At 68.8% G+C, this 26,023-nt stretch carries 30 protein-coding genes; 15 read left to right on the top strand and 15 right to left on the bottom strand.

All coding sequences use genetic code 11. The features are described from left to right. Positions 1–106 precede the first annotated feature (106 nt). Entirely contained in the window at positions 107–580 is a 474-nt protein-coding gene (locus tag ACZ5IK_RS12810) for a DUF6326 family protein (RefSeq protein WP_465487837.1), read from the top strand. A 136-nt stretch (positions 581–716) separates the two neighbouring features. Then, the gene (locus ACZ5IK_RS12805) at positions 717–1,970 is read left to right on the top strand and encodes an HNH endonuclease signature motif containing protein (RefSeq protein WP_465487836.1); all 1,254 of its coding nucleotides are present in this window, start codon (positions 717–719) and stop codon (positions 1,968–1,970) included. A gap of 62 nt (positions 1,971–2,032) precedes the next feature. Here the strand turns inward: ACZ5IK_RS12805 and ACZ5IK_RS12800 are convergent, their stop codons facing one another. The 3 genes from ACZ5IK_RS12800 to ACZ5IK_RS12790 all read right to left on the bottom strand — a co-directional run bounded on the left by ACZ5IK_RS12800 (position 2,033) and on the right by ACZ5IK_RS12790 (position 5,782). Continuing rightward, complete coding sequence (locus ACZ5IK_RS12800; RefSeq protein WP_465487835.1) at positions 2,033–2,386, bottom strand: hypothetical protein; 354 nt, start codon at positions 2,384–2,386, stop codon at positions 2,033–2,035. A 160-nt stretch (positions 2,387–2,546) separates the two neighbouring features. Then, positions 2,547–3,752 (bottom strand): class I SAM-dependent RNA methyltransferase, encoded by a 1,206-nt coding sequence (locus ACZ5IK_RS12795; protein WP_465487834.1) that lies wholly within the window; start codon positions 3,750–3,752, stop codon positions 2,547–2,549. Beyond that, a complete protein-coding gene (locus ACZ5IK_RS12790) occupies positions 3,749–5,782 on the bottom strand; it encodes an APC family permease (RefSeq protein WP_465487833.1) in 2,034 nt (677 codons plus the stop codon). The genes ACZ5IK_RS12795 and ACZ5IK_RS12790 overlap by 4 nt, the downstream gene beginning before the upstream one ends. A gap of 98 nt (positions 5,783–5,880) precedes the next feature. On the opposite strand from ACZ5IK_RS12790, the gene ACZ5IK_RS12785 reads away from it, so the two are divergent. Then, positions 5,881–6,546, top strand: a complete 666-nt coding sequence (locus tag ACZ5IK_RS12785) for a potassium channel family protein (protein WP_465487832.1) — start codon at positions 5,881–5,883, stop codon at positions 6,544–6,546. Continuing rightward, the gene (locus ACZ5IK_RS12780; RefSeq protein WP_007033567.1) at positions 6,546–7,202 is read left to right on the top strand and encodes a potassium channel family protein; all 657 of its coding nucleotides are present in this window, start codon (positions 6,546–6,548) and stop codon (positions 7,200–7,202) included. The genes ACZ5IK_RS12785 and ACZ5IK_RS12780 overlap by 1 nt, the downstream gene beginning before the upstream one ends. Positions 7,203–7,214: 12 nt before the next feature. Here the strand turns inward: ACZ5IK_RS12780 and ACZ5IK_RS12775 are convergent, their stop codons facing one another. Continuing rightward, positions 7,215–7,958 (bottom strand): DUF3159 domain-containing protein, encoded by a 744-nt coding sequence (locus tag ACZ5IK_RS12775; RefSeq protein ID WP_101606606.1) that lies wholly within the window; start codon positions 7,956–7,958, stop codon positions 7,215–7,217. A 9-nt stretch (positions 7,959–7,967) separates the two neighbouring features. Then, positions 7,968–8,348, bottom strand: coding sequence for an OB-fold nucleic acid binding domain-containing protein (locus tag ACZ5IK_RS12770; RefSeq protein WP_192745386.1), 381 nt, complete (start codon positions 8,346–8,348; stop codon positions 7,968–7,970). A 103-nt stretch (positions 8,349–8,451) separates the two neighbouring features. On the opposite strand from ACZ5IK_RS12770, the gene ACZ5IK_RS12765 reads away from it, so the two are divergent. After that, positions 8,452–9,162, top strand: a complete 711-nt coding sequence (locus ACZ5IK_RS12765; RefSeq protein ID WP_465487831.1) for an alpha/beta fold hydrolase — start codon at positions 8,452–8,454, stop codon at positions 9,160–9,162. Here ACZ5IK_RS12765 and ACZ5IK_RS12760 read toward each other — a convergent pair. Together ACZ5IK_RS12760 and dut are read right to left on the bottom strand one after the other, a co-directional pair. Then, positions 9,159–9,821 carry a DUF3710 domain-containing protein gene (locus tag ACZ5IK_RS12760; protein WP_410602058.1) on the bottom strand — a complete coding sequence of 221 codons (663 nt, stop codon included), beginning with the start codon at positions 9,819–9,821 and terminating at the stop codon, positions 9,159–9,161. The genes ACZ5IK_RS12765 and ACZ5IK_RS12760 overlap by 4 nt on opposite strands. Further along, positions 9,821–10,303: a dUTP diphosphatase gene (dut, locus tag ACZ5IK_RS12755; RefSeq protein WP_465487830.1), complete on the bottom strand. Its 483-nt coding sequence runs from the start codon at positions 10,301–10,303 to the stop codon at positions 9,821–9,823. Before dut ends, ACZ5IK_RS12760 begins: the two co-directional genes overlap by 1 nt. 24 nt (positions 10,304–10,327) lie before the next feature. Here dut and ACZ5IK_RS12750 point away from each other — a divergent pair, with 24 nt between their 5' ends. Continuing rightward, positions 10,328–10,822: a DUF3093 domain-containing protein gene (locus ACZ5IK_RS12750; RefSeq protein WP_465487829.1), complete on the top strand. Its 495-nt coding sequence runs from the start codon at positions 10,328–10,330 to the stop codon at positions 10,820–10,822. A gap of 102 nt (positions 10,823–10,924) precedes the next feature. Here ACZ5IK_RS12750 and ACZ5IK_RS12745 read toward each other — a convergent pair whose 3' ends face one another. Next, entirely contained in the window at positions 10,925–11,233 is a 309-nt protein-coding gene (locus tag ACZ5IK_RS12745; RefSeq protein WP_005164528.1) for a DUF4193 domain-containing protein, read from the bottom strand. A 453-nt stretch (positions 11,234–11,686) separates the two neighbouring features. Between ACZ5IK_RS12745 and cei the strand changes: the two genes are divergently transcribed. Further along, entirely contained in the window at positions 11,687–12,370 is a 684-nt protein-coding gene (gene cei, locus ACZ5IK_RS12740; RefSeq protein WP_465487828.1) for an envelope integrity protein Cei, read from the top strand. Positions 12,371–12,374: 4 nt separating this feature from the next. On the opposite strand, the gene ACZ5IK_RS12735 is transcribed toward cei, so the two are convergent. After that, complete coding sequence (locus ACZ5IK_RS12735; protein ID WP_465487827.1) at positions 12,375–13,193, bottom strand: inositol monophosphatase family protein; 819 nt, start codon at positions 13,191–13,193, stop codon at positions 12,375–12,377. Positions 13,194–13,260: 67 nt separating this feature from the next. On the opposite strand from ACZ5IK_RS12735, the gene ppgK reads away from it, so the two are divergent. The 3 genes from ppgK (at position 13,261) to ACZ5IK_RS12720 (ending at position 16,818) form a co-directional block, all read left to right on the top strand. Beyond that, positions 13,261–14,022, top strand: coding sequence for a polyphosphate--glucose phosphotransferase (ppgK, locus tag ACZ5IK_RS12730; protein WP_168214538.1), 762 nt, complete (start codon positions 13,261–13,263; stop codon positions 14,020–14,022). A gap of 246 nt (positions 14,023–14,268) precedes the next feature. Further along, on the top strand, positions 14,269–15,669 hold the full coding sequence (locus tag ACZ5IK_RS12725) for an RNA polymerase sigma factor (protein WP_101606600.1): 1,401 nt from the start codon (positions 14,269–14,271) through the stop codon (positions 15,667–15,669). A 630-nt stretch (positions 15,670–16,299) separates the two neighbouring features. Continuing rightward, a complete protein-coding gene (locus tag ACZ5IK_RS12720) occupies positions 16,300–16,818 on the top strand; it encodes a pyridoxamine 5'-phosphate oxidase family protein (protein WP_465487826.1) in 519 nt (172 codons plus the stop codon). 172 nt (positions 16,819–16,990) lie between these two features. Here ACZ5IK_RS12720 and ACZ5IK_RS12715 read toward each other — a convergent pair whose 3' ends face one another. Both ACZ5IK_RS12715 and ACZ5IK_RS12710 read right to left on the bottom strand, forming a co-directional pair. Further along, positions 16,991–18,190 carry a hypothetical protein gene (locus ACZ5IK_RS12715; protein ID WP_101606598.1) on the bottom strand — a complete coding sequence of 400 codons (1,200 nt, stop codon included), beginning with the start codon at positions 18,188–18,190 and terminating at the stop codon, positions 16,991–16,993. A gap of 45 nt (positions 18,191–18,235) precedes the next feature. Then, complete coding sequence (locus ACZ5IK_RS12710) at positions 18,236–18,613, bottom strand: hypothetical protein (protein ID WP_465487825.1); 378 nt, start codon at positions 18,611–18,613, stop codon at positions 18,236–18,238. Positions 18,614–18,674: 61 nt separating this feature from the next. Between ACZ5IK_RS12710 and ACZ5IK_RS12705 the strand changes: the two genes are divergently transcribed. Further along, a complete protein-coding gene (locus tag ACZ5IK_RS12705) occupies positions 18,675–19,475 on the top strand; it encodes a class I SAM-dependent methyltransferase (RefSeq protein WP_465487824.1) in 801 nt (266 codons plus the stop codon). Continuing rightward, positions 19,472–20,674: a hypothetical protein gene (locus tag ACZ5IK_RS12700; protein ID WP_465487823.1), complete on the top strand. Its 1,203-nt coding sequence runs from the start codon at positions 19,472–19,474 to the stop codon at positions 20,672–20,674. The genes ACZ5IK_RS12705 and ACZ5IK_RS12700 overlap by 4 nt, the downstream gene beginning before the upstream one ends. On the opposite strand, the gene ACZ5IK_RS12695 is transcribed toward ACZ5IK_RS12700, so the two are convergent. Beyond that, positions 20,666–20,875, bottom strand: a complete 210-nt coding sequence (locus tag ACZ5IK_RS12695; RefSeq protein WP_101606595.1) for a hypothetical protein — start codon at positions 20,873–20,875, stop codon at positions 20,666–20,668. The genes ACZ5IK_RS12700 and ACZ5IK_RS12695 overlap by 9 nt on opposite strands. Next, positions 20,872–21,462 carry a hypothetical protein gene (locus ACZ5IK_RS12690; protein ID WP_101613062.1) on the bottom strand — a complete coding sequence of 197 codons (591 nt, stop codon included), beginning with the start codon at positions 21,460–21,462 and terminating at the stop codon, positions 20,872–20,874. Before ACZ5IK_RS12690 ends, ACZ5IK_RS12695 begins: the two co-directional genes overlap by 4 nt. Before the next feature lie 109 nt (positions 21,463–21,571). Here ACZ5IK_RS12690 and ACZ5IK_RS12685 point away from each other — a divergent pair, with 109 nt between their 5' ends. The 3 genes from ACZ5IK_RS12685 to ACZ5IK_RS12675 all read left to right on the top strand — a co-directional run bounded on the left by ACZ5IK_RS12685 (position 21,572) and on the right by ACZ5IK_RS12675 (position 24,939). Beyond that, positions 21,572–22,771, top strand: a complete 1,200-nt coding sequence (locus ACZ5IK_RS12685; RefSeq protein ID WP_465487822.1) for a sensor histidine kinase — start codon at positions 21,572–21,574, stop codon at positions 22,769–22,771. Next, positions 22,768–23,430, top strand: a complete 663-nt coding sequence (locus ACZ5IK_RS12680; protein WP_465487821.1) for a response regulator — start codon at positions 22,768–22,770, stop codon at positions 23,428–23,430. Before ACZ5IK_RS12685 ends, ACZ5IK_RS12680 begins: the two co-directional genes overlap by 4 nt. Positions 23,431–23,499: 69 nt before the next feature. After that, on the top strand, positions 23,500–24,939 hold the full coding sequence (locus ACZ5IK_RS12675; protein ID WP_465488018.1) for an APC family permease: 1,440 nt from the start codon (positions 23,500–23,502) through the stop codon (positions 24,937–24,939). Here the strand turns inward: ACZ5IK_RS12675 and ACZ5IK_RS12670 are convergent. Further along, the gene (locus tag ACZ5IK_RS12670) at positions 24,914–25,582 is read right to left on the bottom strand and encodes a DUF6885 family protein (RefSeq protein ID WP_465488017.1); all 669 of its coding nucleotides are present in this window, start codon (positions 25,580–25,582) and stop codon (positions 24,914–24,916) included. The two genes, ACZ5IK_RS12675 and ACZ5IK_RS12670, sit on opposite strands and share 26 nt — an antisense overlap. Next, positions 25,582–25,998 carry a GNAT family N-acetyltransferase gene (locus ACZ5IK_RS12665; RefSeq protein ID WP_465487820.1) on the bottom strand — a complete coding sequence of 139 codons (417 nt, stop codon included), beginning with the start codon at positions 25,996–25,998 and terminating at the stop codon, positions 25,582–25,584. The genes ACZ5IK_RS12670 and ACZ5IK_RS12665 overlap by 1 nt, the downstream gene beginning before the upstream one ends. Between the last annotated feature and the right edge of the window lie 25 nt (positions 25,999–26,023).

The raw sequence follows: 26,023 nt of genomic DNA, 5'->3' as shown, positions 1-26,023 counted from the left end.
CGGCTGTGCCAACGGCCAGGTCGAACCAGGCTCCGCGGCCGATGTGCCCGCCACCGGCGTCCGTGAAGGTGAAAGCACCCACCCGAGCAAGCCAAGGAGCATCGTGATGAGAACGCCTCAATCCCGCACCGCACCAGAGAACGCGCCGTCCCAGAACACGCTGGAAGATCCGCGCATGCCCGTGCGGGCCAAACTCGCGGCGGCATGGACCAGCTTCATGTTCCTCTACATCTACGTCGACTACCTCGCCCTTTACAAGCCTGGCTTCCTCGACGGCCTCCTGGCCGGCATCGTCTACGAGTTCGACACCGGCCCGACCTTCGTCACCATCGCACTCGCGCTCATGGCCGTCCCGATCCTCATGATCCTGCTCTCCGTGACCCTTCCCGCCCGCGTTAGCCGTGCCGTCAACGTCGTCGTCGCAACGCTGTACATCCCCGTCTCGATTTTCAACGCGGCAGGGGAGACTTGGACCTACTCCTATTTCTACGGCCTCTCCATCGGACTCGAGGTGCTGCTCCTGGCCTTCATCCTGCGCTCCGCCTGGACCTGGCCACGCCGCACACCGCAGCAGGCGTGACTGTTCTCAGCGCTCACGAGAAACTGTGCGTCACAAGGTCTTCCGCGCCGATTCACCCTCTAGTGGTCAATGTGCAATAAGCGTTGTCGCTTAAAATTACGAACATTTGTTCGGGGGATTTCGGTATTGTGAAGGGGTGTCCGAGACCCTCATTCCCGAACTGCCGCAGGAGTTGTGGCGCGCCGGCAAGCTGGAGCTTGCCCACGGCGTCACACACCTGTTGCAGGTGATGAGGGTCGCCTCGGCCGGGCTGGGGAAATACCTGGCCGAGGTCGAAACGCGGGGCGCGGAAGACTTGTTCGGCTACGGGAGCGCGTCACGCTGGTTCGCTGACGTGGCCCGGATTTCCCACGGTGACGCGCAGGACGTGGTGAACCGGGCGCTGGCGCTCAACCCCGTCCCGGAGGTCGGTGGCACGGGAACGGTGTTCGCGCCCGCGACAGCCGCCGCGGCCGAGGACGGCGCGCTCGCCGAGCAGCACATCGACCTCATCCTCGGCTTTCTCCGCAGGATCCCGTCCGAAGTGCCCACGGACGAGCGCGACGGCGCGGAAAAGATCCTCGCCGACCTCGCCCGGAAAGCCGGGCCGAAAGAGATCACCGAAGCCGGCGCCGACCTGCTCGCCCGTCTGGACCCGGACGGGAACGAACCGAAGGATCCCGAACCCGCCCCGCCGCGGCGCGAGGTGTTCGTCGAGCGTCGCAAGGACGGCTTCTGGAAGCTCTCCGGACTCCTCGACCCCGAGACCGGGGCCCGCACCGCGGCCGTGCTGGACGCCCACGCCGGACGACGCCCGGTCGACGAGTTCGGCCAGGCCGACCACCGGACCCTGCCCCAACGCCGCGGCGACGCCTGGGCCGACGTGCTGGACCTCGCGATCGCCTGCCCCGACCAGCCCGGTACTTCCGGCTACCGCACCCTCGTGCACGTCACCATCGGCCTCGAGGAACTGAAGACCGGGATCGGGAACGCCTGTTTGGACTTCGTCGGCCGGATCACCGCCCGCGAAGCCAGACTGGCCGCCTGCGACTGCCTGATGATCCCCGCCGTCCTTAGCGCCGCCGGTGAACCCCTCGACGTCGGGCGGATGAGACGGTTCGTCACCCCCGGCCAACGCCGGGCGTTGAACATCCGAGACGGGGGCTGCGCGTTCCCCGGCTGTCATCGGGCGCCGAAGCACTGCCACGCCCACCACATCGATCACTGGGCGGACGGCGGCCCCACCGACCTCCGCAACCTCGTGCTGCTCTGCTCGTTCCATCACCGGCTCATCCACCACGACGACTGGCAAGTCCGGATGGCACCCGATGGCATACCGGAATTCGTGCCACCCCAGTACCTGGATCCGCTACGACAACCCCGGCGCAACGTCCTGCACCGCGTCACGTGACAACGGAACCGAGGAGCCTGTCGGCCACACTGGCGACGGGCCCCTCGGCATGCCCAGGGTCCTCAGGGAATCGAATCCGAAATGACCGCCGGTGTACCGCGGTCCCCGGAGATCTGGTTCAGCGCCCAGACCTGCCCGAACTCGGCCAGCGCGGGCCCCGACCAGTAGGCCCCTATGCTCACGCCCTTCCACAGCGGCATCTTCGGCCCGCTCAGAGTTCCGTGGCTGACCTGAACCTGGACGGCGCCCTCGCCCCAGGTGAAGACGAAATGGGCGTACATGAACACCCACGCCTGCCTGCCAAGAAGATCCCGGGTGAGCACCGGCCCGTCCGACACGTAGGGCGCCGTGTAGATGACCTGTTTCCGGCAGCTCCGGTAGCTGACCTCCTGTGTGGCGATACCGGGCGGAAGCATCGAGGGGAGCACGGGTCAGCCTTTTCCGCCGCGATCATCGATTACCAGAGCAAGAGATCTCGTTTCCCGAAATTCGAACACGAAACCCAGGATGACGAGCACCCGGCAACCGGACAAGCCGAAAGAAGCCGATCCATTCCGACGGTCTACAAATAGGCCGTTATTGCAACAACGCAACGCATTCGACGTGCTGCGTCATCGGGAACGCGTCGAAAGCGCGCAGGTCCACCAGCCGGTACCCGTGCCCGGCGAACAACGCGATGTCCCTGGCCAGTGCCGCCGGGTCGCACGCGACGTAGACGATCCGGTCCGGCGAACCTTCCACAATGGACTCGACGACGGCCTTGCCCGCGCCCTTGCGCGGCGGGTCGAGGACGACGACGTCGACGGGTTTCGGGGCGTCGGCCAGCAGGTGTTCGACGCGGCCGGAGCGCCAGCGGACCTGCGGGAGGTCGGCCAGGTTCTCCTCGCCGTCCGACACGGCGCGGCGGCCGGATTCGATGGCCAGGACACGTCCGCGCGGGCCCACCTGCGAAGCGAGCACCGACGCGAAGAGGCCGACACCGGCGTACAGGTCCCACGCCACGCCATCGCGCGGGGCTTCGGCCCATTCCGCGACGACGGCGGCGAGCGTGTCGGCGGCGGCCGGGTGGACCTGCCAGAAGCCGTGGGCGTCGAGGCGCCAGTCGCGGCCGGCGGCGTGCTGGACGGCGAGGCCGCCCGCGAGCTGCCGCGACTTGGTCTTCCCGTGGACCGTCGACAGGTCGCGAAGGTGCACGTGTCCCTCGCCGTCCTTGGTGACCTCGATTTCGCTGCCGGGCCGCCATTTGCGCGAAACCACGTCGTCGAGCGCGCCGGGGACGGTGATCGGGCAGTCGTCGATCGGGATCACGCGGTGACTGTGGTGTGCCCGGAAGCCCGCGCGGCCGTCCTTGCCCGCGACGAGCCGGACGCGGCTGCGCCAGTCCAGCGGGCCGCCCTCGAGTGCCTCGACGACGACCTCGCGCTCGATCCCGGCCAGCCTCTTCAGCTGCTCCATGACCACCGCGGCCTTGAGTTCACGCTGATGAGAGGGGGTGGCGTGCTGCCAATCGCAGCCGCCGCACTCCCCCGGCGCCGCGAGCGGGCACGGCGGCTCCACGCGTTCCGGTGAGGCCTCCAGGACCTCGATCGCGTCGGCGCGGCAGAACGCGCCGCCCTTGTCCTCGGTGACCGAGGCCAGCACCCGCTCGCCGGGCAGCGCGTGCCGCACGAACACGACCCGGCCCTCCGCCCGCGCGACGCAGTGCCCGCCGTGCGCCACCGCGCCGACCTCCAGCTCGATCGTCCGTCCGAGCCACGTACCGGTCGACGCGTCCACACTCATTCTGATTTTTCCTTGTCCTTCGGCTTTTCGGTCTGCTTGACCACGGGGGAGAAACCGCGCCGCACGTCGCCCGCCGCGGGGCGCGCCTTCCGGTCGCGTTTGATCGCCTTTTCCGACGATTCGAGCTGCCAGGGCACGCTGGTCACCATGACACCGGGCTGGAACAGCAGGCGTCCCTTGAGCCGCAGCGCGCTCTGGTTGTGCAGCACCTGCTCCCACCAGTGCCCGACCACGTACTCGGGGATGAACACGGTCACCACGTTGCGCGGATTGTCGCCACGGACGCGCTTCACGTAGTCCAGCACGGGCTTCGTGATCTCGCGGTACGGCGATTCGATCACCTTCAGCGGCACCTTGAAATTGTGGTCGTCCCATTCCTGGACGAGTTTGCGCGTCTCCAGGTCGTCGACGTTCACGGTGACCGCTTCGAGGACGTCGGGCCGCACGGCCTTGGCGTAGGAAAGCGCACGCAGGGTCGGCAGGTGCAGTTTCGAAATCAGCACGATCGCGTGGTTGCGCGAAGGCAGTACGACCGGTTTCCGGTCCATTTCGCGCAATTCCTCGGCGACCCGGTCGTAGTGCTTCCGGATCGCGGTCATCAGGATGTAGATCGCCACCATCGCCGCGATCGCGATCCAGGCGCCGAGCAGGAACTTCGTGATCAGCACGATGATCAGCACGGTTCCGGTCATCGTGAGCCCGACGGCGTTGACCGTCTGCGAACGCCGCATCCGCCGCCGCACCGCCGGGTCGGTCTCCCTCGCCAGCAAGCGGTTCCAATGCCGGATCATGCCCGCCTGGCTGATCGTGAAGGAGACGAACACGCCCACGATGTAGAGCTGGATGAGCTTCGTGACCTCGGCGTCGAACGCGATGATCAGCACCAGCGCGAACGCCGCGAGGAACAGGATGCCGTTGGAGAACGCCAGCCTGTCGCCGCGGGTGTGCAACTGGCGCGGCAGGTACCGGTCCTGCGCGAGGATCGAGCCGAGCACCGGGAAGCCGTTGAACGCGGTGTTCGCGGCCAGCAGCAGGATGATGCCGGTGACGAAGGAGATGTAGTAGAACGCCGGTGTGAAGTCGGAGAACACCGCCTGCGCGATCTGCGCGACGATCGTCTTCTGCTCGTAGCCCGCCGGGGTGCCCGTCAGCTGGGTTTCCGGGTGCTCGGCGAATTTGACGTCGGTGATGATCGCCAGCGTGATGATGCCGACCAGCATCGTCACCGCGAGCACGCCCATCATCAGCAGCGTGGTCGCGGCGTTCTTCGATTTCGGCTTCCGGAACGCGGGGACGCCGTTGCTGATCGCCTCGACCCCGGTCAGGGCCGCGGCGCCGGAGGAGAACGTCCGCAGCAGCAGGAAGAAGAACGCGAAACCGGTCAAGGAGGCTTCTTCGTGCAGCTCGAAGGAGGAGCTCTCGGCCCGCATGTCGGCGCCGGAGGCCGCCTCGATCAGCCCCCAGATCACCATGCCGAGAATGCCGATGATGAATCCGTAGACCGGGATGGCGAAGGTTTTGCCCGATTCGCGAACTCCGCGCAGATTCAGCGCGGTCAGCACGACCACGATGACGACGGCGAAAATCACCTTGTGCTGCGCCACCCACGGGATGGCCGAACCGATGTTCGCCACGCCGGACGACGTCGAAACCGCCACGGTGAGCACGTAATCGACCAGCAGCGCGCTGGCCACGGTGAGCCCGAATTTGCCGCCGAGGTTGGTGTTGGCGACTTCGTAGTCACCGCCGCCGCTGGGATAGGCGTGCACGTTCTGCCGGTAGGAAGCGACCACGACCAGCATGACGAGCGCGACGGCGACCCCGATCCAGGGCGCGAACGCGTACGCGGACAAGCCGGCGACGCTGAGCGTCAGAAAGATTTCCTCAGGCGCGTAGGCGACGCTCGACAACGCGTCGGACGCGAAAATCGGCAGCGCGATGCGCTTCGGCAGCAGCGTATGCGAGAGGCGGTCACTCCGGAATGGACGTCCGAGGACGAGCCGCTTCAATACGGTCGGGAACTTCGACACCGCAGAAGCGTAACGGGCGGTGCTCACGGTAGGTTCGGCGCTGGTGTGTCTGGGTACCTGCGGACGGGTGAAACGTCCGCGAACTAAGGAGGCAGGGCGTGCACGTGGTGATCATGGGATGCGGCCGGGTCGGCGCATCCCTGGCCGCGGCGCTGGAGCGACTGGGGCACGAGGTCGCCGTCATCGACAAGAGCAGGCAGTCGTTCCGGCGGCTCGGGAGTGATTTCCACGGTCAGCAGGTGGTCGGCGTCGGATTCGACCGCCAGGTGCTGATCGAGGCCGGGATCGAACGCGCGGGTGCTTTCGCGGCGGTGTCCAGTGGCGACAACTCCAACATCATCTCGGCGAGGGTGGCCAGGGAGAACTTCGGCATCGACAAGGTCGTCGCCAGGATCTACGACCACAAGCGCGCGGCGGTCTACGAACGGCTGGGCATCCCGACCGTGGCGACCGTCCCGTGGACGACCGACCGGTTCCTGCGAACCCTGCTTCCCGACGGCGTCGCCTCGGAGTGGCGGGACCCGTCCGGCAGCGTCGCGCTGCTGCAGCTCCCGCTGCACGAAGGGTGGATCGGGCACAGCGTGCGCGATCTGCAGGACACCACCGGCGCGCGGGTCGCGTTCATCATGCGGTTCGGCACCGCCGTACTGCCCGACGCCAAGGCCGTGATCCAGGCCGACGACGTCGTGTACGTAGCCGCGAAATCGGGCACTGTCAGCGACGTGACCACCGTCGCCGCTCGCGAACCGGAAGAGGAGAACTGATGCGGGTCGCGATTGCCGGGGCGGGCGCGGTGGGCCGGTCGATCGCCGCGGAGCTGATCGACGGGCGCCACCAGGTGATGCTCATCGAGCGCGAGGCCGACCAGTTCGAGCCGCACACCGTCGAGCAGGCGGACTGGGTGCTGGGCGACGCGTGCGAGGTGTCGATCCTCGAGGAGTCCGGGATCGAGCAGTGCGACGTCGTGATCGCCGCGACCGGTGACGACAAGGCGAACCTGGTGGTGTCGCTGCTGGCGAAGACCGAGTTCGCGGTGCGCCGGGTGGTGGCGCGGGTGAACAACCCGGCCAACGAATGGCTGTTCAACGACGCCTGGGGCGTCGATGTCGCCGTGTCGACCCCGCGGATGCTCGCGGCGATGGTCGAGGAGGCGGTGAGCGTCGGCGATCTGGTGCGGCTCATGACGTTCCGGCAGAGCCAGGCGAACCTGGTCGAGCTCACCCTCCCGGAGGAGACCCCGCTGGCGGGCAAGGCCGTCAGCGAGATCAACTTGCCGCGTGACGCCGCACTGGTGACGATCCTGCGCGGTGACCGGGTGATCGTGCCGCAGCCCGAAGACCCGCTGGAGCCGGGTGACGAGCTGCTGTTCGTGGCGACGTCGGACGTGGAGCCGGAGATCCGGACCGCTCTGGGTTACTAGAAAGCAGGGTTACTAGGCCGAGTCGGGCGCCTGCGCGTACTTGGCGCGCAGGCGCGCCTCGACCTCTTCGTCGGTCTCCTCGGCGGGTGCTTCTTCCGCGAGGGCCTTGAGGTGCTTGTCCGACCGCCGCACCGCCCAGACGACGGCGAGCAGGCCGAGCGCGTACAGCGGGTACCCCATCGCGATCTTCGCGAAGGCCAGCCAACCGGTGTAGTCCTCGTCGTAGAGCCAGCGCTGGACGACGAACCGGGCGCCGAAGATCAGTGCCATCGCACCGGTCGCGATCGAATAGGCGATCAGCGACTTCTTGTCCTTGCGCCAGGCGTGGCCGCTGCCGTTGAGCGCGTTCCACACCACGCCGGCCAGCGGCCAGCGGACGACGATCGACAGCACGAAGACCCCGAAGTAGACCAGGCTCGTCCAGATGCCGAACAGGAAGAAGCCCTTGGCCGATCCGGTCCGGTAGGCGATGAACGCCGCGATCGCCACCCCGAAGAACCCGGAGATGGCGGGCTGCAGCGGCTCCTTGCGGACGATCCGCAGCACGGTGATCGCCACCGCGCTGCCGACCGCGGCCCAGATGCCCACCGTGAGACCGAAGATGGCGTTCGCGATCACGAACACGATGACCGGCAGCGAGGAATAGAACAGCCCCGACAGCCCACCCATCTGTTCCAGCAGGGTGGGCTGAGGCTTTTTGTCGTCGTCGTCCGGTTTCCCGGTGTTCTTCTGCTCGCCGCCGGCGGGTTCAGTCACGATACGGGATCAACTCACAGGGCTCTGAAGTTCGTAATAAGGGTTGTAAAGCACCTTCTGACCATCACGTTCGGCCATCCGGCCGCGCACCTTGATGGTTCGCCCGGGTTCGATTCCGGGGATCCGGCGGCGTCCGAGCCAGATTAGCGTCACACCCTGCGTGCCGTCGAACAGCTCGGCCTGCAGTGTCGCGGCCTCGTTGGTCGGGCAGAGCTCCACGCTGCGGAGTCTGCCGAGCACCGTCACCTCTTGACCCGACCGGCAGTCACAGGCGCGCTGCGCGCCGCCGGCCTCGGATTCTTCGGACAGGTCGTCGGCGTCGAGATCCTCGACGTCGCTGGTCAGCTTGCGAACCAACCGGCTGAAGTAGCCGCCGTCTTTGGCGGACATAACGGTGCTCCTGTGCTCCGGGGCCCCCGACTTGAACGGCCCGTGCGTAATCCAGCGTAACTGTGTACCGACCAGGACAACCGGTTTGGGAGAAGATCGCAACGTGACCTCCGCTATTCCGCCTACGACGGCAGTAGTACTCCCCGGCACCGGGTCCGACGAAGTGTTCGTGCGCAGCGTGTTCTCCGGTCCGCTGCGGGCTCTGGGCATCCGGTTGCTCGCCCCGCCGCCTCCCCCGGGAGACCGTCTCGCGGACGGCTATCTCGAGGAGCTGGACAGGCTGGCCGGCGAGCACGGTCCGCTGCTCGTCGGCGGCATCTCGTTCGGCGCGCATCTCTCCGCGGAGTGGGCGGCGCGCAATCCGGGCCGCTGCACCGGCCTGCTCGCCGCGCTCCCGGCCTGGAACGGCCCCGCCGGGCAAGCACCCGCATCGCTCGCCGCGCGACTGTCAGCGGATCTGGTGGCCGAAAACGGGGTCGACGGCGCGCTGGCGAAATCGGCGGACGGCGTGCCGGAGTGGCTTTCGGCGGAACTCGGCCGCGCGTGGCGGCGGCACGGTGCCGGACTGGCGGCGAGCTTGCAGACGGCGGCGGCCCATCCCGCCCCGGCGCTCGAAGACCTGAAAGGCCTCGACGTGCCCGCGGGGATCGGCGCGTGCGTGGACGATCCGATCCATCCGGCCGGGGTCGCCCGCGCCTGGGCGGACGCCCTGCCGCGCGCCGAGGTCGGCGAGTCGACGCTCACCGCCCTCGGCGCGGACCGGGAATCACTGGGCCGGGCGACCGTGCTGGCCTGGCTGCGGGCCCGTTCTTAAGCCTGCTGCTCGGCGATGTGCTGCGCGACGGCGTCGGGCAGCGTGATGGTCAGCGGGGTGCGGACCGGCATCGGCGCGTCACCGCGGTCGATGATGGTGTGCCGCACGATCTCGCGCAGCACCGCGGGCGCCTGCGACGCCTGCGACTGCGGTCCGGCGATGACACCGCGGAGCATCCAGCGCGGTCCGTCGACCCCGACGAACCGCAGCGCGACGTCACCGACGATCGCGGACAGCTCCAGTCCCCACTCCCCCATGCCGACCGAGACCTTGGCGCCGTCGGCCCGCAGCTGCTCGGTGAGCTCGGTGCTGACGTCCTTCCAGAGGCCGCCGGACCGGGGTGCCGCGTAACCGCTGACGGTGATCTGCCCCTGTTCGGTGACGACGTGCACCGCGCGGACGCCGCCGCTGTCCGGGTCCATCTCGACCTGGACCTGGGAACCGTCGGGTACCGGCACCTTGACCGAGCCGAGGTCGATCCTCGGGATGCCGTCCTCGGGCGCGTCCGCGACGTCGAAGGGGCCGTCCGCGGTCTCCGACAGCTGGGCCTCGATCTCCTCGCCGCTGTCCGCGCTGTCGACGCCGGGGCGGTCCTCGGCCTCGGGCGCGGCGTGCCGTCCGCTGGGCTTGGCCTCGCGCTTGCGTCCGAAAATCCCCACTAGTTCTCCGTTCCTTCCCTGGCTCCGGCTCCCAGTGTGGCGTGTCCGCCCGTGGAGCCATACCCTCCCTCGCCGCGCTCGGACGGCTCGAGTTCGGCGACCTCGACGAATTCGGCCTGTTCGACCCGTTGCACGACCAGCTGCGCGATCCGGTCGCCGCGGGTGAGCACGACCTTCTCGGAGAGATCATGGTTGATCAGGCAGACGCGGATCTCACCGCGGTACCCGGAGTCGATCGTGCCCGGGGTGTTGACGACCGAGAGGCCGACACGGGCCGCCAAGCCCGAGCGAGGGTGGACGAAACCCGCGAACCCGGGCGGGAGGGCGATCGCGACGCCCGTTCCGACCACGCCGCGTTCACCGGGCGCGAGGACGAGATCCGAAGTGGTGACGAGGTCGGCGCCCGCGTCGCCGGGGCGCGCGTAGGCGGGAAGGGGGACCGAAGGATCGATCCGGGAAAGCAGTACCTGAACGGTGGACACGGGCGGCGAGACTACCCTGAACACGTGGGTGAAAGCGTGAACACGGCCGAAGGCGGCGCCGTCAAGCATTCAGAGCGGCTCTACGTCCCGTGGTGGGGCTGGCCGTTGCCGCTGCTGGGCGGCGGGCTGCTGGCGGCGGAGATCGACATGGGTTATCCCGGGCTCCGCGGCTGGCTGCCGTACGTGGTGCTGATCCCCGCGGTGATCGCGCTGATGGTCTCGCTCGGCCGGTCCCGCGTGCGGGTGACCGGAGGGGACGAGCCCGAGCTGTGGCTGCGCGACGCGCATCTGCCGCTGAAGTTCGTCGGCGACGTCGACGTGATCGACAAGGAAGCGAAGCGGAAGGCGCTCGGCCGCGACGCGGATCCGGCGGCCTTCGTGCTGCACCGGGGCTGGGTCGGCCCGGTCGTGCGGGTCTGGCTCACCGATCCCGACGACCCGACGCCGTACTGGCTGTTCAGCACCCGGAACCCGGAGAGGGTGGCCGCGCTGCTCCGCCAGCCCGCCTCGAAGTCCTAGAAAACACCCTGGCACAGGAAAGGGGGCCGGCCTCGCGGCCGGCCCCCTTATTCCTGTTCAGATCCCGAAACCCCTGTCGCGCCGTCCCCTGTGCCCGTAGGCTCAGGCGCAGTCGCGGCAGATGAGCCGTCCGCCACTCTCCTCCGCCAGCCTGCTGCGGTGATGCACCAGGAAGCAGACGGAGCAGGTGAACTCGTCGGCCTGCTTGGGCACGACCTTCACGGTCAGGTCCTCACCGGAAAGTCCGGAGAGGTCCGCGCCCGGCAGTTCGAAGTTTTCGGCGGTCGCGTCCTCGTCGACGTCCACGACGCCGGACTGGTTTTCGTTGCGCCGTGCCTTCAGCTCTTCCAACGAGTCTTCGGCCAGCTCGTCGGCTTCGCTGCGGCGCGGAGCGTCGTAGTCGGTCGCCATTTGTCCCTCACCCCTGCGATGCTTTCGATGTCAGATGGCCCGGACCCTCGAGCGCGCGGCTCGTGAGTCCTTCGTGCCGCTGGTTAACGTCCCAGCGCCCCTGTTTGTGCCCGACTGGGCAGTGAGCGAGGTCTCTCTTTTGCGCCTCTTACTGCCGCCTGAGCCCGCGAAGGGTAGCTCACGCCGATACCGGCTCTGCAACGAGTCAGACATTGCTGCGATTACGTCACCCAACAGGGGGAACCCGGTCTTGAGACGCCTGTCGTCCGAATGGGTTGCCCCCGCGTCGGGAACCTCACCCCATGGGCTCGGCCGCTTGCCCGGAGCGGTCGTCACGTGGTGCTATCCGGAGGCCCGCGCCGCTCAGCTTCGCCGCAACGCCTAGGCTGATCGGACACGATGGTGAGATGAAGCACCGTCCGGGGATCCGGGCTTTGGGGAAGGGACTGGCAGGTGGCGTCGGGGAACGGCATCGGGGACCGCGGGGCGAGGCCGTACCGCAAGCACAAGCCGCTGCCCGCACTCATCGTGATCGGGGTGCTGGCGCTCGGCGCGGTGATCGTTTGGGTGAATGTCGTGGCGGGCAGGTCCGATATCGACACCAGGGTCCGCTGCGATCCGCCGCCCGTGCCGCAGCAAGGTGTCACCTACTCGCAGATGGCGCACGACGGACTGGACGACCGCGCGCCGGTCCCGCCGGACAAGGTCGCCGTCCAGGTGCTCAACGGCTCCCAGGTCCGCGGACAGGGCGGCATCGCCACCAACACGCTCAGGGAGCTGGGTTTCTCCCAGATAGTCGAACCCGCCAGCGACCCGGCCTACAAGGACGCGGAAGCCAAATGCCGCGGCCAGATCCGCTTCGGCGAGAACGGCGCGGCCGCGGCCCGCACGCTGAGCCTGGTGGTCCCGTGCGCCGAACTGGTCAAGGACAACCGCAAGGACGCTTCGGTCACGCTCACCACCGGCACCCTGCTCGGCGACATCCGCCCGAAGGCGGAGGCCCGCAAGGTCCTCGACCAGCTCACGCAGTGGTCGAAGGCGCAGCAGGGCAGCGGCGGCGGTGAGCAGTCGGCGGGCGGCGGCGCGCCGGTGATCGACCAGGCTTTGCTGAAGGCCGCTCGCGAAGCCCCCTGCTGAGCCCTCAGATCACGCCCACTCCAGAATCGATCAGCGCCTGACGTAGCGGCGTCGCGATCGAAGGCGCCACCGCGAAGGTCGCGTCCGGTCCCAGCTCGGCGTCTTCACCCGGAAGAGAGACCAGAGCTCCCGCCTCGGCGGCAATGAGCGCTCCCGCGGCCCAGTCCCATTGCCCGAGGCCGTGCTCGACGTAGGCGTCCAGCCAGCCCGCCGCGACCGCGCACAGGTCAAGCGAGGCAGCTCCGTTGCGCCGGATGTCGCGGACCCGGGTGGCCAGTTCCGCCACGAACCCGGCCTGCTTCGTACGCCGTTCGACCTTGTAGGCGAATCCGGTGCCGACGAGCGTCAGATCGAGCCGATCCGGGGAGTTCACCGACAGCGGCCGCCCGTCGAGGAACGCGCCCTGCCCGCGCGCGGCGGTCCAGCGGCGCCCGCTGACCGGTTCGACGACGGCGCCCGCCACCGACATCCCGCCGACCTGCGCGGCCACCGACACGGCGAACCACGGCAGGCCGTAGAGGAAGTTCACCGTCCCGTCGATCGGGTCGACCACCCACGTCACCCCGTCGCCGGCGACCCCGCCGCCCTCCTCGCCGAGCACGGCGTCGTCCGGGCGCAGTTCGGCGAGCCGCGCGCGCACCAGCCGTTCCGACTCGTGGTCCACCGCGGTCACCACGTCGGTGTCGGCGGACTTGGTGTCCACTCGCACCTCGCGGCCCGCGTTCATCCCGGTCCAGGCCTCGTGGACCAGTTCGGCGGCCTCGCCCGCGACACGCTCGGCGACACCCTTCAGCAACGTCTCGTCAACTCCCACGTCCGCCATGTCACCACATCCGGTTAAAGTCTCCGAGGCAGGCTTCTGAATCGTGCGAGAAGGGACCACGTCCGTGGTGGAGGCGACCCGAGGTTTCGGTATCGACATCGGCGGCAGCGGGATCAAGGGCGCGCTGGTCGACTTGGCGGAGGGACAGCTGATCGGCGACCGGATCCGGTTCGACACGCCGAAGCCGTCGACGCCCGAGGCGGTGGCGGACGTCGTCGCGGAGATCACCGGCCAGGCGGGCTGGGACGGGCCCGTCGGAGTCACGCTGCCCGCGGTGGTCAAGAAGGGCGTCGCGCACACCGCGGCCAACATCGACCACAAGTGGATCGGCACCGACGCCGACGCCCTGTTCGCCAAGCGCCTCGGCCGCGGCGTGGACGACATCGCGATGCTGAACGACGCCGACGCCGCGGGCATGGCCGAGATCCGCTGGGGCGACCCGGTCGCGCGGCGTGGCGTGACGGCGCTGCTGACCTTCGGCACCGGCATCGGCAGCGCGGTCTTCCAGGACGGCAAGCTCGTGCCCAACACGGAGTTCGGCCACATCGAGGTCGACGGTTTCGACGCGGAGAAGAAGGCCGCGGCGTCGGTGAAGGACAACGAGGACCTGTCGTATCCCCAATGGGCGGAACGGGTGAACAGGTATCTCACCGTGCTGGAAAACCTGATCTGGCCGGATCTGTTCATCGTCGGCGGCGGGGTCAGCAAGAAGTCGCACAAGTGGGTCCCGCTGCTGGACATCCGCACGCCGGTGCTCGTCGCGTCCCTGCAGAACAACGCGGGCATCGTCGGCGCGGCGGCCGCCGCCGCGGAGGGCATCGAGCACTGACGCGCCCGTGCTGACATCCGTCCCACGGATGTCACTTCGGCGGGTCGGACGGCGTGTCGCGCCCGCCGGGTGGTGATCCGCGCCGCGACGCTGTCACGTATCGTCGTTACAATGGAACACGGCCCACGGCGGCGGCACCCACGAGAACGAGGGAAACCGCAGGCCGAGGGGTGTTCCCCGAAGTTTGAGGCAGCCGAGACCATCACGCCTCGGCTCGTCATGTTCGACCGCTGCGAAAGGGCGTAAGTGGCAGCCGCAAGAACCGCAACCCGAAGCGGGACGAAGACAGCGACCGCAACCGGCGAGCCGGCCGACGAGGCAGCCACCGGCGAGGCGAAGCCCGCTGCGCGCAAGACCGCCGCCAAGGCGGCAGGCGCGAAGAAGGCCCCGGCGAAGAAGGCTCCGGCCAAGAAACCCACCACCAAGGGCGCCAAGACCGAAGACGGCGAACCGGAAGACGGTCCTGGCGAGCTCGACGAAGCCGACCTCGAAACCCCGGATCTGTCCGACCTCGAAGAGGTCGAGGTGGACGTCGTCGATGCGACCGTCACCGAGGAGACGGAAGAGGACGCGGAGTCCGAGGAGGACGTCGAAGAGACGCCTCCCCGCGGTCGCCGCACCTCGACCGACAAGAACGCCGGAAAGACCTCCGACAACCCGGACTTCGTCTGGGACGAGGAAGAGTCCGAGGCGCTGCGCCAGGCCCGTAAGGACGCCGAGCTCACCGCTTCGGCCGACTCGGTCCGCGCGTACCTCAAGCAGATCGGCAAGGTCGCCCTGCTGAACGCCGAGGAGGAGGTGGAGCTCGCCAAGCGCATCGAGGCCGGGCTCTACGCCGCCGAACGCGTCCGCAACGCCGAGGAGGAGGGCGAGAAACTCGTCACCCAGATGCGGCGCGACCTCAAGTGGATCGTGCGTGACGGTGAGCGGGCGAAGAACCACCTCCTGGAGGCGAACCTCCGGCTCGTGGTCTCGCTGGCCAAGCGCTACACCGGTCGTGGCATGGCGTTCCTGGACCTGATCCAGGAGGGCAACCTCGGTCTGATCCGCGCGGTCGAGAAGTTCGACTACACCAAGGGCTACAAGTTCTCCACGTACGCCACCTGGTGGATCCGTCAGGCGATCACCCGCGCGATGGCCGACCAGGCCCGCACCATCCGTATCCCGGTGCACATGGTCGAGGTCATCAACAAACTCGGCCGTATACAGCGTGAGCTGTTGCAGGACCTCGGTCGCGAGCCCACCCCCGAAGAGCTCGCGAAGGAAATGGACATCTCCCCGGAGAAGGTCCTCGAGATCCAGCAGTACGCCCGCGAGCCGATCTCGCTCGACCAGACCATCGGCGACGAGGGCGACTCGCAGCTCGGTGACTTCATCGAAGACTCCGAGGCCGTCGTCGCGGTCGACGCGGTGTCGTTCACGCTGCTGCAGGACCAGCTCCAGTCGGTGCTGCAGACGCTGTCCGAACGTGAGGCGGGTGTGGTGCGGCTGCGGTTCGGCCTCACCGACGGCCAGCCGCGCACGCTCGACGAGATCGGCCAGGTGTACGGGGTGACCCGTGAGCGCATCCGGCAGATCGAGTCGAAGACGATGTCGAAGCTGCGTCACCCGTCGCGTTCGCAGGTGCTGCGCGACTACCTGGACTAGGTCCCAGGCTCACGAAGAACCCCGTCACCGTTTTCCGGTGACGGGGTTTTCGCGTTTCGCTCGTAACGTCACTCGATCTTCCACCGACTCGTTGTGCAACGACGGGGAGGTGCATCTGTGGCAGGCAATCGGGAAACGGCAGCTCAACGCCGCAGGAAGCTGGCTGTGGTCGGCCCGTGTAGACCAATCAGGCAGAAGAAAACCAACGCCGCAAATGACAATGCGTCCGCTGACCGCGGTATCACTTCCAAACCGGTCCCGATCAAGCGCATCCGCGCCGTGCTCGACAGCTACTGTCAGCCTCCACGCGTACAGGCACAACGCGGCTTGAAGAGGGCAGCTCTCCTCGCAGAACTATGCCGACTCACCAGGCAAAAGGATGCGGCTTCCGCGATGCACGTCGCACGAGACCTGATCGAGCGCACGCGGAAGAGCACAAGACCAGCCAGCCTGGCGGCAGCCGACACCCGGAGAGTCAACTTCGGAGAACGCTGCACTCGTGTCCGCTCGGTTGTCGTCAATCCAGTCGGCAACGGCAAACGCCGTTGAGTTCCCGGTGTGTCGCGCCGAACCCCAAGCCGTTTTTCGCGTTCGCTGTCGATTCGCGGCCCGCCCGTTCGACGCGTGGGTATGACGAAACCTCACGCGACCAAGAACCTCGACCGCCACGGCTCCGCGGAATTGCCCTGGAGCCGTCCCCGCGACATCCTCGCCGAGGACACCCCCACCGCCGACCTGACCTTCTTCGTGACGACCGTGCGACCCGACGGGCGGCCGCATTCGGCGGGTGTCGGGGCCGTCTGGGTGGACGACACCCTGTACTTCAAGGGCGGGCCGGGCACCCGCCGGTCCCGCAACCTGGCGGTGAACCCGGCATGCGCCGTTTCGGTGCGCCTGCGGGGAATCGACCTCACGCTGGAAGGCGAGGCGCACCGGGTCACCGACACCGCGACGATGGAGCGGGTGGCGGCGGTCTACCGGACGGGCGGCTGGCCCGCGACGGTGGAGGGCGACGCGCTCACGGCTCCTTTCAGCGCGCCCAGCGCGGGAGCCCCGCCGTGGCACCTGTACCGCCTCACCCTGCACCGCGCCATCGGCGTGGCGGGTGCCGAACCGTACGGCGCCACGCGCTGGGACTTCGCCCCATGAGCTCAGGGCCTGCCGCTACTTCCGCAGGCTGTCCTGAAGGCCACCTTTGAGACGGTCAACGTCTCAAAGGTGGCCTTCAGGACACGGGAACACGTCACGGTCGATGCCCTCAGTGCCCCCAATGTGGCATTGGGGGCATCAGCTGGGCGCAGGCGTCCTTCACCCCATGAGCTCAGGGCCTGCCGGTCAGCGTGGTCCACGGGACGTGCACGGTCACCCGTTCCCGGAGCTGCTCGTTCATCAGCCACAGCTCCCCCGTCGCCGGCCAGTACGACAGGTTCTGGGAGTTCACCGGAGCCTTCCCGCTCAGCCGCGACGTCGAGGTGCCGCCGACGCCACCGTGCAGGCACGCCGGATGGTCGCCCGCCACCCCGGCGTACTCGGGGCAGGTGCCAGTCATCACGAAGTACCCGTTGCGCGCCACCGTTCCCTGCATGCCCCACACCGGCGACACGAATCCTTCCTTCGCGTGCACGGTGCCGTCGGCCGACAGCTTCGGCAGGCCGGTCGCGCGGTCGAACGGCCACCGCAGCACCCGGCTGCCCGCCGCCTTGGGCACGTGTTCGGAGGTCACGATCGAGCTGTCACCGTGGTCGAAAGACATCGTCGACAGACACGGCCGCGGCCCGGTCGCGGTGGTGCACGTTCCGCCGCCGGGGTACCAGTAGGCCCCGACCTGCGGCATCGCGTAGTCGTAGAACGCCGCGTGGTACTTGCCGTCCGGGCCCTTCCCGACGACACCGGAACTGTCGTCGACCTTCCAGAAGTGCGTCGTGTCGAAGACCCGCACCACTCCCCCGGTCGTCGCGACGAACAGCCGGTTCCCGATCCAGGTCATCCCGTGCCCGTGTCCCTGCACGACGGCGAAGTTGTCGTCCGACGTGGGCTCGACGAGCAGGACGTGCCGGTACCCCAGTCCGGTCGCGTCCACAAAGGACAGCCGGACCATGGTGTCGCCGGGGGTGTGCCAGGACGTCGCCACGACCCGCTTGCCGCCGACCTTGCCGGTCGCCGCGTCGGCGTCACCGGAACCGGTCAGTCCCTGCGGGATCCAGTCGTTGGTCTTGTCGTCGCCCGCGTCCTCCCAGCAAAATCCCGCCGGTTTCAGCGCGGCCGCGAGATACGTGCCGTGGCACAGCGGCCGCGCCTTCCGGTTGGCCGACGACAGGATCTCCGGCAGGCCGCGCGGCGGGAGCTTTTTCTCCAGCGCGGCGATCCGGGCGCCGTAGACGTCGAAGGCCGAACCCGGCGTCCAGCGGTAGCCGTCGACCGTGGCCGCGTCCATCCTCGGGAACGCGGCCGCGGCGGAGGCGACCCCGGGGACGAGGGCGAACACCAGCAGAAGTGAAGCGAGTAGTCCCAGCCTCTTCATGTCCGCGAGCCTCCCGGCCGCGCGCATACTTTCGATACAAACGCGTCAGGACACGGAAAACCCGCGTTCGGCCAAGGATTCCTCGACCCGCAGCCGCTCGATCCCGCGGTCGAAACCCTCCGGCAACTCGTCCAGCCGATGGTCGACCTCGACCTCCCGGCATGCCTGGACGAGCAGCGCGTCGTACGCCTGCCGGGTGCCGTATCGGCGGACAGCGGAGGTGCCGGAAGGCAGCTCCGCCAGCAGCCGGTGCACGCGGCGGAGATCGGCGGCGAGTTTCTCGATGGGCGGCCCGGCCGGGATCTCCGGTTCGCGGCGACGGCGCCACCAGCGCAGCACGGCGGGTGCTTTGAGCGCGCACCAGAAAAGAACCGACGGCGCCACGGCGACAACGGTGTACAGCGCGACAGGCCCGGTGGCCACGCCTCATGGTAATCCCGCGCGGAGGGCCGGAGAACCCCGCGAATCCGGCTATATTCGCGACGTGCTGACCGAGAGCTACCGCTACCCGGACACCGGCGACCACGTCACCGGGACGTTCATCCGACGGCACGAGCCCTACGACGGCTACTGGACGGCCAGTGAGGACCGCGCGCTCGGGAAGGTCGCCGGGAAGCTCGCCGGGATCCTCGGCCCGCGCGAAAAGGTCAAGGCGCTCGACGCGGGCTGCGGCGAGGGCCGCCTCCTCCCCTGGCTCGCCGGTTTCTCCGCGGACATCACCGCCGCGGACCCCGACCCGGACAGGCTCGCGAAGGCGAGCGAGACCGTCGTCGAGGACACCGCGTTCTCCTTCACCGTCTCACCGATCACCGAGCTGGGCGGCGGTCCGTACGACCTCGTGATCTGCAGTCACGTCATCCAGCACGTGCCGACGCCGGACGTCGTGCCGATCCTGCGACGGCTGGCCGCGATCACCGCGCCCGGCGGCGCGCTGGTGCTGGCCCACAGCCGGTCGCCGATCGGGCAAGGCGCGTTCAGCCTCGACAGCGTCGAGGCCGGTGGAGAGGTCCGCTCCCGCCGCGTGTCGCGCGAAGAGTTCGACAAGGCGTTGCGTGACGGCGATGGCCCGGCGCTCCCCGTCCACTACCTCGACCCGGCGGAGGTCACCGCCGACGCCACCGCGGCGGGCTGGCGCACCGAGTGGGAGTGGACCTACCACGTCCTCGACGACCTCGGTCCCACCGACGAGCACATCGACCGCGACGAGCTGGTCAACGCCTCCGGCCCGCTGCGCCGCCATCTCGGCCGGGATCTGGTCACCCTGCTGCGCCGCGAACGCGCGTGACCGCGGTACTCCTCACTTTCGCCTGGGCTGTCCCGCTGTCCGAGCGGGAGGCGGCGAAGGTGCTGGACGGCGGCCGGGATCGCGGCCTGCTGGTCCACCTCGACGGGAAGCTCGGCGAAGAATGGGCGGCCGCGGAGAACTTCCTCACCAGCTACACCACTCCGCCGCTCCGTCGCGTGCTACGGAAGCGCACCGGCGGTTCGCGGCTGTCGATCCGTGTCGGCGGGGTCAGCCTGCCGTGCGAACTCGTCGTCACCTGGCATCCGGCCTATCACGCGATGACGCTGGTCCTCGCCACCACGGTCACCGGACCGGCCGTGGACGGGCCCGCCGCCGAATTCGATCTCGCCATCGCCGTGCTGCAGAGCCTCCAAGGCCGCGAGACGACGAACGGGGAGGCCGGGCTGCACGGCGGCTACGGCGAGAAGTCCTTCCCCTCGCTGCTCAAGGCCGTCACCCACATCTTCGAGGACCTGACCAAGGGCTGCGGCCTGAGCGAGGGGCTCGGCCGCAAGGGCTGGTGCGTCGAGCTGCGGTCCCACGACGGGCATCCGCCCGCCCAGCGGGTCGCCGCCGATCCCCGGCCGTACTACGGGATGGCGACCAGCGACGAGGGCTGGCGATTCGTACCCCGCGAGGTCGCCAGGGACGCGCTCGGCCCGTCTTGGGGCACGCGGTCCTTCGTCGCCGCGTACACGATGGCGGGCGGGATCGTCTGCCTCAACAGCAAGGATTCCGAGTACGTCGAGCGCCAGGACGAGCTGATGCGCGGCCCGTTCGGCGCGGCCGAACCGTACTTCGGCATCGACAGCGACATCGGCGGGCTCGACCACGGGATGCTCTTCATCCTCGAACGGGTCCTGATCCGGATGGCGCTGGCCGACCAATGGCTGGCGTCGATCAGGAAGGGCGCGAGCCGCACCCGGCTGCTCCGGGGCTCACTCGACGACATCCTCGAAATGCTGCATTCGGTGCTCCCGCCCGAGGTCGACTCGCTGGAGCGCCGCCTGGTCACCAGCATGGGCGTGGAGCGGATCATCGCCCAGCTCGACCGCCAGGCCGAGGCGATGGACGAGGAGACCAGGTACGCCTACGAGAACACGGTGAGCGCGCGGGTCACGCGGCTCACCGTGGTGACCGTCGTGCTGACGGTCGTCACCATCGTCCTCGGCGTCCTGCAGGTGCTCGTGTCACTCTGACCGGCGGCGCTGCTTGCGGGCGCGTTCGGAGAACAGCACCCCCACGCCCGCGGCCACCATCAGCGCGCTCGCCACGACGTGCATCCCCGGCGGGAGCAGATGGAGCTGGACGAACCAGCTCGGGTTGCTGCTGCCCAGCAGCCGGTTGATCAGCCCGCCCCCGCCCTGCACCAGCAGGAGGATTCCCAGCAGCTCGATCATCGTCGCGCCCCTTCCTTGACCCGGTCGTCGTCCTTGGGGGACAGCTCCTGCCACAGCGGGCCGGTGGCGAACCAGATGGCCGTCACGACGCCCAGCCTCGGCAGCCAGCCCCACAGCGGGTCGACCTGCTCGGTGTCGCCGACCATGGCGATCAGCAGGAGCAGCACCCCCGCGGCGAGCCCGCAGGCCAGCACGCATTTGAACCAGTCATGCCATTCGGCACGCGCCTTCGCCCGGCCCCTCGGCTTGGGCGGCGGTGGCGGCCCGCCCGCGAACCGGTGGGCGAAGCGCACGTCGGCCCACTTGATCATCGAGTGCCCGAACACCACGCTGAAGCCCAGGTACACCGCGGCGAGACCGTGCACGAAGTTCGCCTTCGCGCCGTTTTGCAGATCGATGACCGTCGCGACCAGGACGACGAGGTCGATCACCGGGGTCAGGAGCAGGAGCACGATGCTCGTCCGCTTCAGCTTGAACAGATAGCGGGCCACCAGGCCGGCGACGATGGCGACCCAGAAGCCGATCTCCCCGCCGGCGACCACGGCCGCCATGGGGTTTTCCGCGATGAAGTCCAGGATCTTGTTCACGGTCCGAGTCTGGCTCGCGTCCGGCGGCTCCGCGTCGGCGTACGGCACGAGATCACCGTCATCAGTTAGTAGGACCCCGCCGCGCGGCCCGGTGTGCTGGGATGGACGGGTGCCCACGTTCTTCCCGCGCCTGCGCCACCTTCCCCTGTGGAAGCAGGACCTCGTCATCGCGGCGGGTACGTGGGTGCTCGGGGTCCTCGTCTACCTCAGCGGGATGCAGGTACTGCTCAACGGCCCGGACACGACGCCACTGTGGATCCGGCTGACCGAACTGACCGTGCTGTGCTCGCTGCAGGTCCTGCGCCGCAGGGTCCCGCTGGCACTGCTGTGCTCGCTGGTCGTGGTCGGCGTGGACGCCACTTTCGGCCCCTCGCTGCCGATCATCGTCGTCTTCACGGACTTCCTGTACGCGGCGACGCTCTACGGTTCGCGGCGCACCAGCAGGCTGATGATCGGGATCGCCGCGCTGGGGACGCTCGGGGTGGTCTGCCTGGCGCTCCTTTTCACCGCGCAGTGGCGGACCGCGGTCATCGTCGCGTTCGCGCTGCTGCCGTTCCTGGTCACCCCGGTGTGGTGGGCGGCGAACGTGCGGCAGCAGCGGGACATCGCCGAGAACGAACGGGCCAACGCGGTGCAGCTGGCCAAGATCGGTGAGATGGACCGGAAGGTCGCGGTGGCCGGGGAACGCTCCAAGATGGCGCGGGACCTGCACGACGTCATCGCCGGACACCTGTCGGCGATCGCCATCCAGTCCGAGGCCGCCCTGACGATGTCCACCGCCGACCCGCAGCTGTCCAGGAAGGTGCTGGAATCGGTGCGGGAGAACAGCGTGAGCGCGCTGGAGGAGATGCGCGCGATGATCGGGCTGCTGCGCGCGGATCCCGCCACCGGGAACCCCGAGATCGAGGCGACCGCGCCCGCCCGGCTGGCCGAACTGTCCAAACTGGTCGAATCGGCGCGCGCCAGCGGGCTGGCGGTCGAGGTCGGGTCCATCGTGGACGAGTCCCCGGCCCTTCCGGCGGCGATCGATCTGACCGCGTACCGGATCGCGCAGGAGGCGCTCACCAACGCGGCCAAGCACGCCGCGGGCGGGCGGGCGCTGCTCGACATCCGCGCGCACGGAGGCATACTCACCGTCGAAGTGCGCAACGATCTCCGTCCCGGCTCCGGCTCGGGTGACGACGGCGGGACCGGACTCGGCCTGCTGAACATGCGGGAACGCGCCGCCGCGGTGGGCGGCACTCTCGCCGCCGGGCCGTCCGGCGGTGGCTGGCTGGTCCGCGCCGAACTGCCTCTGGAGGGGTCTTGAGCGACGGGAACATCAAAGTGCTGGTCGCCGACGACCACGGCGCGATCCGTGCCGGGTTGATGATGATCCTCGGCAACGCCGAGGGCATCGAGGTGATCGGCGAGGCCGCGGACGGCGCCACCGCCGTCCGGCAGGCGAAGGCGCTGAAGCCGGACGTCGTGCTGATGGACGTGCGAATGCCCGGCGTCGACGGCATCGCGGCCACGCGGGAACTGATCGCGGAGGGCTTGTGCGAAGTCCTCGTGCTGACCACCTTCGACCTCGACGAGTACGTCCACGCCGCGCTGCGGGCCGGAGCGGCCGGGTTCCTGCTGAAGTCGGTGGAGGCGTCGCGGCTGATCGAGGCGGTGAAACTGGTCGCGGCGGGCGAAGGGGTGCTCGCCCCGCAGGTGACGCGGAAGCTGATCGCCGCGTTCGCCGCGGGGACCCGCGAACCTTCCCTCGTCCCCGACGGGCTCGACGACCTGACCGAACGCGAGCGTGAGGTCCTGGCGTGCCTGGGCGGCGGCCTGTCCAACGCGCAGATCGGCACGCGGCTGCACATCGGCGAGACCACGGTGAAAACGCACGTTTCGCGGGTGCTGACGAAACTGGAGCTGCGGTCGCGGGTGCAGGCGGCGATCCTGGCGCAGGAGAACGGCGTCGTCCTGGAGGACTAGCGCGTCCCACCGATCTGCGAGGTGGGCGGCGATCTTCTAGCGTGACCCTTCATGCGGCGAACTCTGGACGTGGACGAAGTCCTGAAGCGACAGGACTCGGGTGAGCTGAAACGACGCCTGCACGGGCGCGATCTGATCGGTTTCGGGGTCGGCATCATCATCGGCACCGGGATCTTCACCCTCGCCGGTGTCGAGGCGAAGACCCACGCGGGCCCGTCGGTCACGCTGTCGTTCGTGCTCGGCGCCGTCGTGGCCGGGCTGGCCGCTCTCTGTTACGCCGAACTCGCCTCCAGCGTGCCGACGGCCGGAAGCGCGTACACCTACGCATTCGCCACGCTCGGCGAGACGTTCGCCTGGATCATCGGCTGGGATCTGCTGCTCGAGTTCGCCCTCGGCGCGGCCGTCGTGTCGCGCGGCTGGTCCGGGTACCTCGCGAATCTGATGGGACTTTCGCCCGACTGGTTCGGCGAAGACGCGAAAGTGAACATCGGCGCGGTCGCGATCATCGCCGTGCTGACCGTGATCGCCGTCATCGGGATCAAGGAATCGGCGCGGGTGACGAATCTGCTCGTGCTGGTCAAGGTCGCGGTGTGCGTGCTGATCCTCGGGGTCGGCGTGTTCTACATCCGCGGCGAGAACCTCACGCCGTTCATCCCGTCCGCCCAGCCGCCGACGGAGACTGCGGGGGCGCTGCACCAGCCGATCGTGCAAGCCGTCCTCGGTCTCGAACAGTCCGTCTACGGCATCGCCGGGATGGTGACGGCCGCCGCGGTCGTCTTCTTCGCGTACACGGGTTTCGAGGCGCTCGCCAACCTCGGCGAGGAGACCGTGAACCCCAAACGCGATCTGCGGGTCGGGATCCTCGGCGCGCTCGGTGTCTGCGCCCTGCTCTACATCGGGGTCTCACTGGTGCTGACCGGGATGGTGCCGTTCGCCGAAATCGACACGGGTGCCCCGCTGGCCGACGCCTTCGACCGGGTCGGGCAGCACTGGGTGGGCGCGCTGATCTCGCTCGGCGCGGTCACCGGGCTGACGTCGGTGATGATGGTGGAACTGGTGACGATCGGCCGGATCGGGTTCGCGATGGGCCGCGACGGCCTGCTGCCGAAGAAGTTCGGCACGGCGCATCCGCGCTGGGGAACCCCGCACCGGATGACCATCGCCGGCGCCGTGCTGATCGCGCTGCTGGCCGCGTTCGTGCCGATCTCCGAACTCGCCGACATGGTCAGCATCGGCGCGCTGTCGGCGATGATCATCGTCGCGGTGGCGGTCCCGGTGCTGCGGAAGCGCCGCCCCGATCTGGAGCGCCCGTTCACCGTGCCGTTCTCGCCCTACCTGCCCATCGTGGCGGCGCTGGCGTGCTTCTACCTGATGCTCAACCTGGACGTGATGACCTGGCTGCGGTTCGCCGCGTGGATGGCGCTCGGTCTGCTGATCTACGTCCTCTACGGCCGCAAGCACTCCCGCTTCGCGAAGGACGATCTCAGCTCCACAGACCTGCCGTCGTGATCGCGGCGACGGCGGTCCCTGTGTCGCCGTCGGCCACCACGATCAGCATCCGGTACAGCGCCGCGGCCAGCCATTCCACCGGCTGGTCGTGCAAACCGTTGTCCCCCAAGGACGGATAACCGTCCATGATGGACACCAGGGTTCCTTCGGCGCCGATCCGCATCCCGGCGACCAGTACGGAATGCGCGGTCGCCGGGCGCCAGCGGGACGACCACAGCGGCGGGACGCCCGTGTCGAGGTAGTCGAGCAGCGCTCGCGCCGGGGTGTCGTGCGCGCCGAATTCGGCCGGGTCGACCTCCGCGATCAGCGCGACCCGCGGCAGAGGCCAGAGCGCGGCCAGGAGCATGAACAACGACTGCGGCGCCCAGTCACCGGTGGCGGGCACCGCGACGAGCCGTCCTCCCGACAGCGTCCCGATCGCCCGCGCCAGACCTTCTTGGGTGGTGCCCCCGAGAGCCGCGACCTCGTCCTGGTCCGCGACGCCGAAACCCGCCGCGCGCAGGGCGGCCAGTGTCGCGAACGGCCCGGCGAGCCCGTCCTTCTGCGGGAGTTCGGCTCGTGCGACGGCGACGAGATGCTCGCCGCCGGGCAGCCAGCGGCGACCGGACAGACCGGTCCGGTCGCCGTCGATTCCGGAGGACATCAGTCTTCGAACGTCCACGACTGCATGACGAACCGCCCTTCGTTCGCCGCACCGGCCGAAGCGTAGGTCGCCAGCGCGGCCTCGTTGTCCGTTTCGACGCCGACCCACATCCCCCGGCAACCGCGTTTCCGCGCGACCCCGGCCAGCGCGTCGACCAGATCGCGGCCGATCCCGCGCCGCTGGTAGTCCGGGCTGACGTCGAGTTCGTTGAGGAACATCTCGGTGCCCTTGTCCGGATGCGTCACCTCGGTACCGGTGATCATCCCCGCGGGTTCACCGTCCTCGTAGGCGATCAGCAGGTGGTTCTCCTCGCCCGCGAGGAACTTCTCGGACGCCGCCCGGTCCGCGGGGCCGTCGAACAGGTGCTCGGCGGCGACGACCTCTTCGACGGTGCCGGCCCGCCGGATCTCGGCCACTGGTCCTCCTGATGGTGGTAGCGCC

The organism is Amycolatopsis sp. NPDC031561 (assembly GCF_055580625.1).
This window is presented reverse-complemented; position numbering and strand designations above follow the sequence as displayed.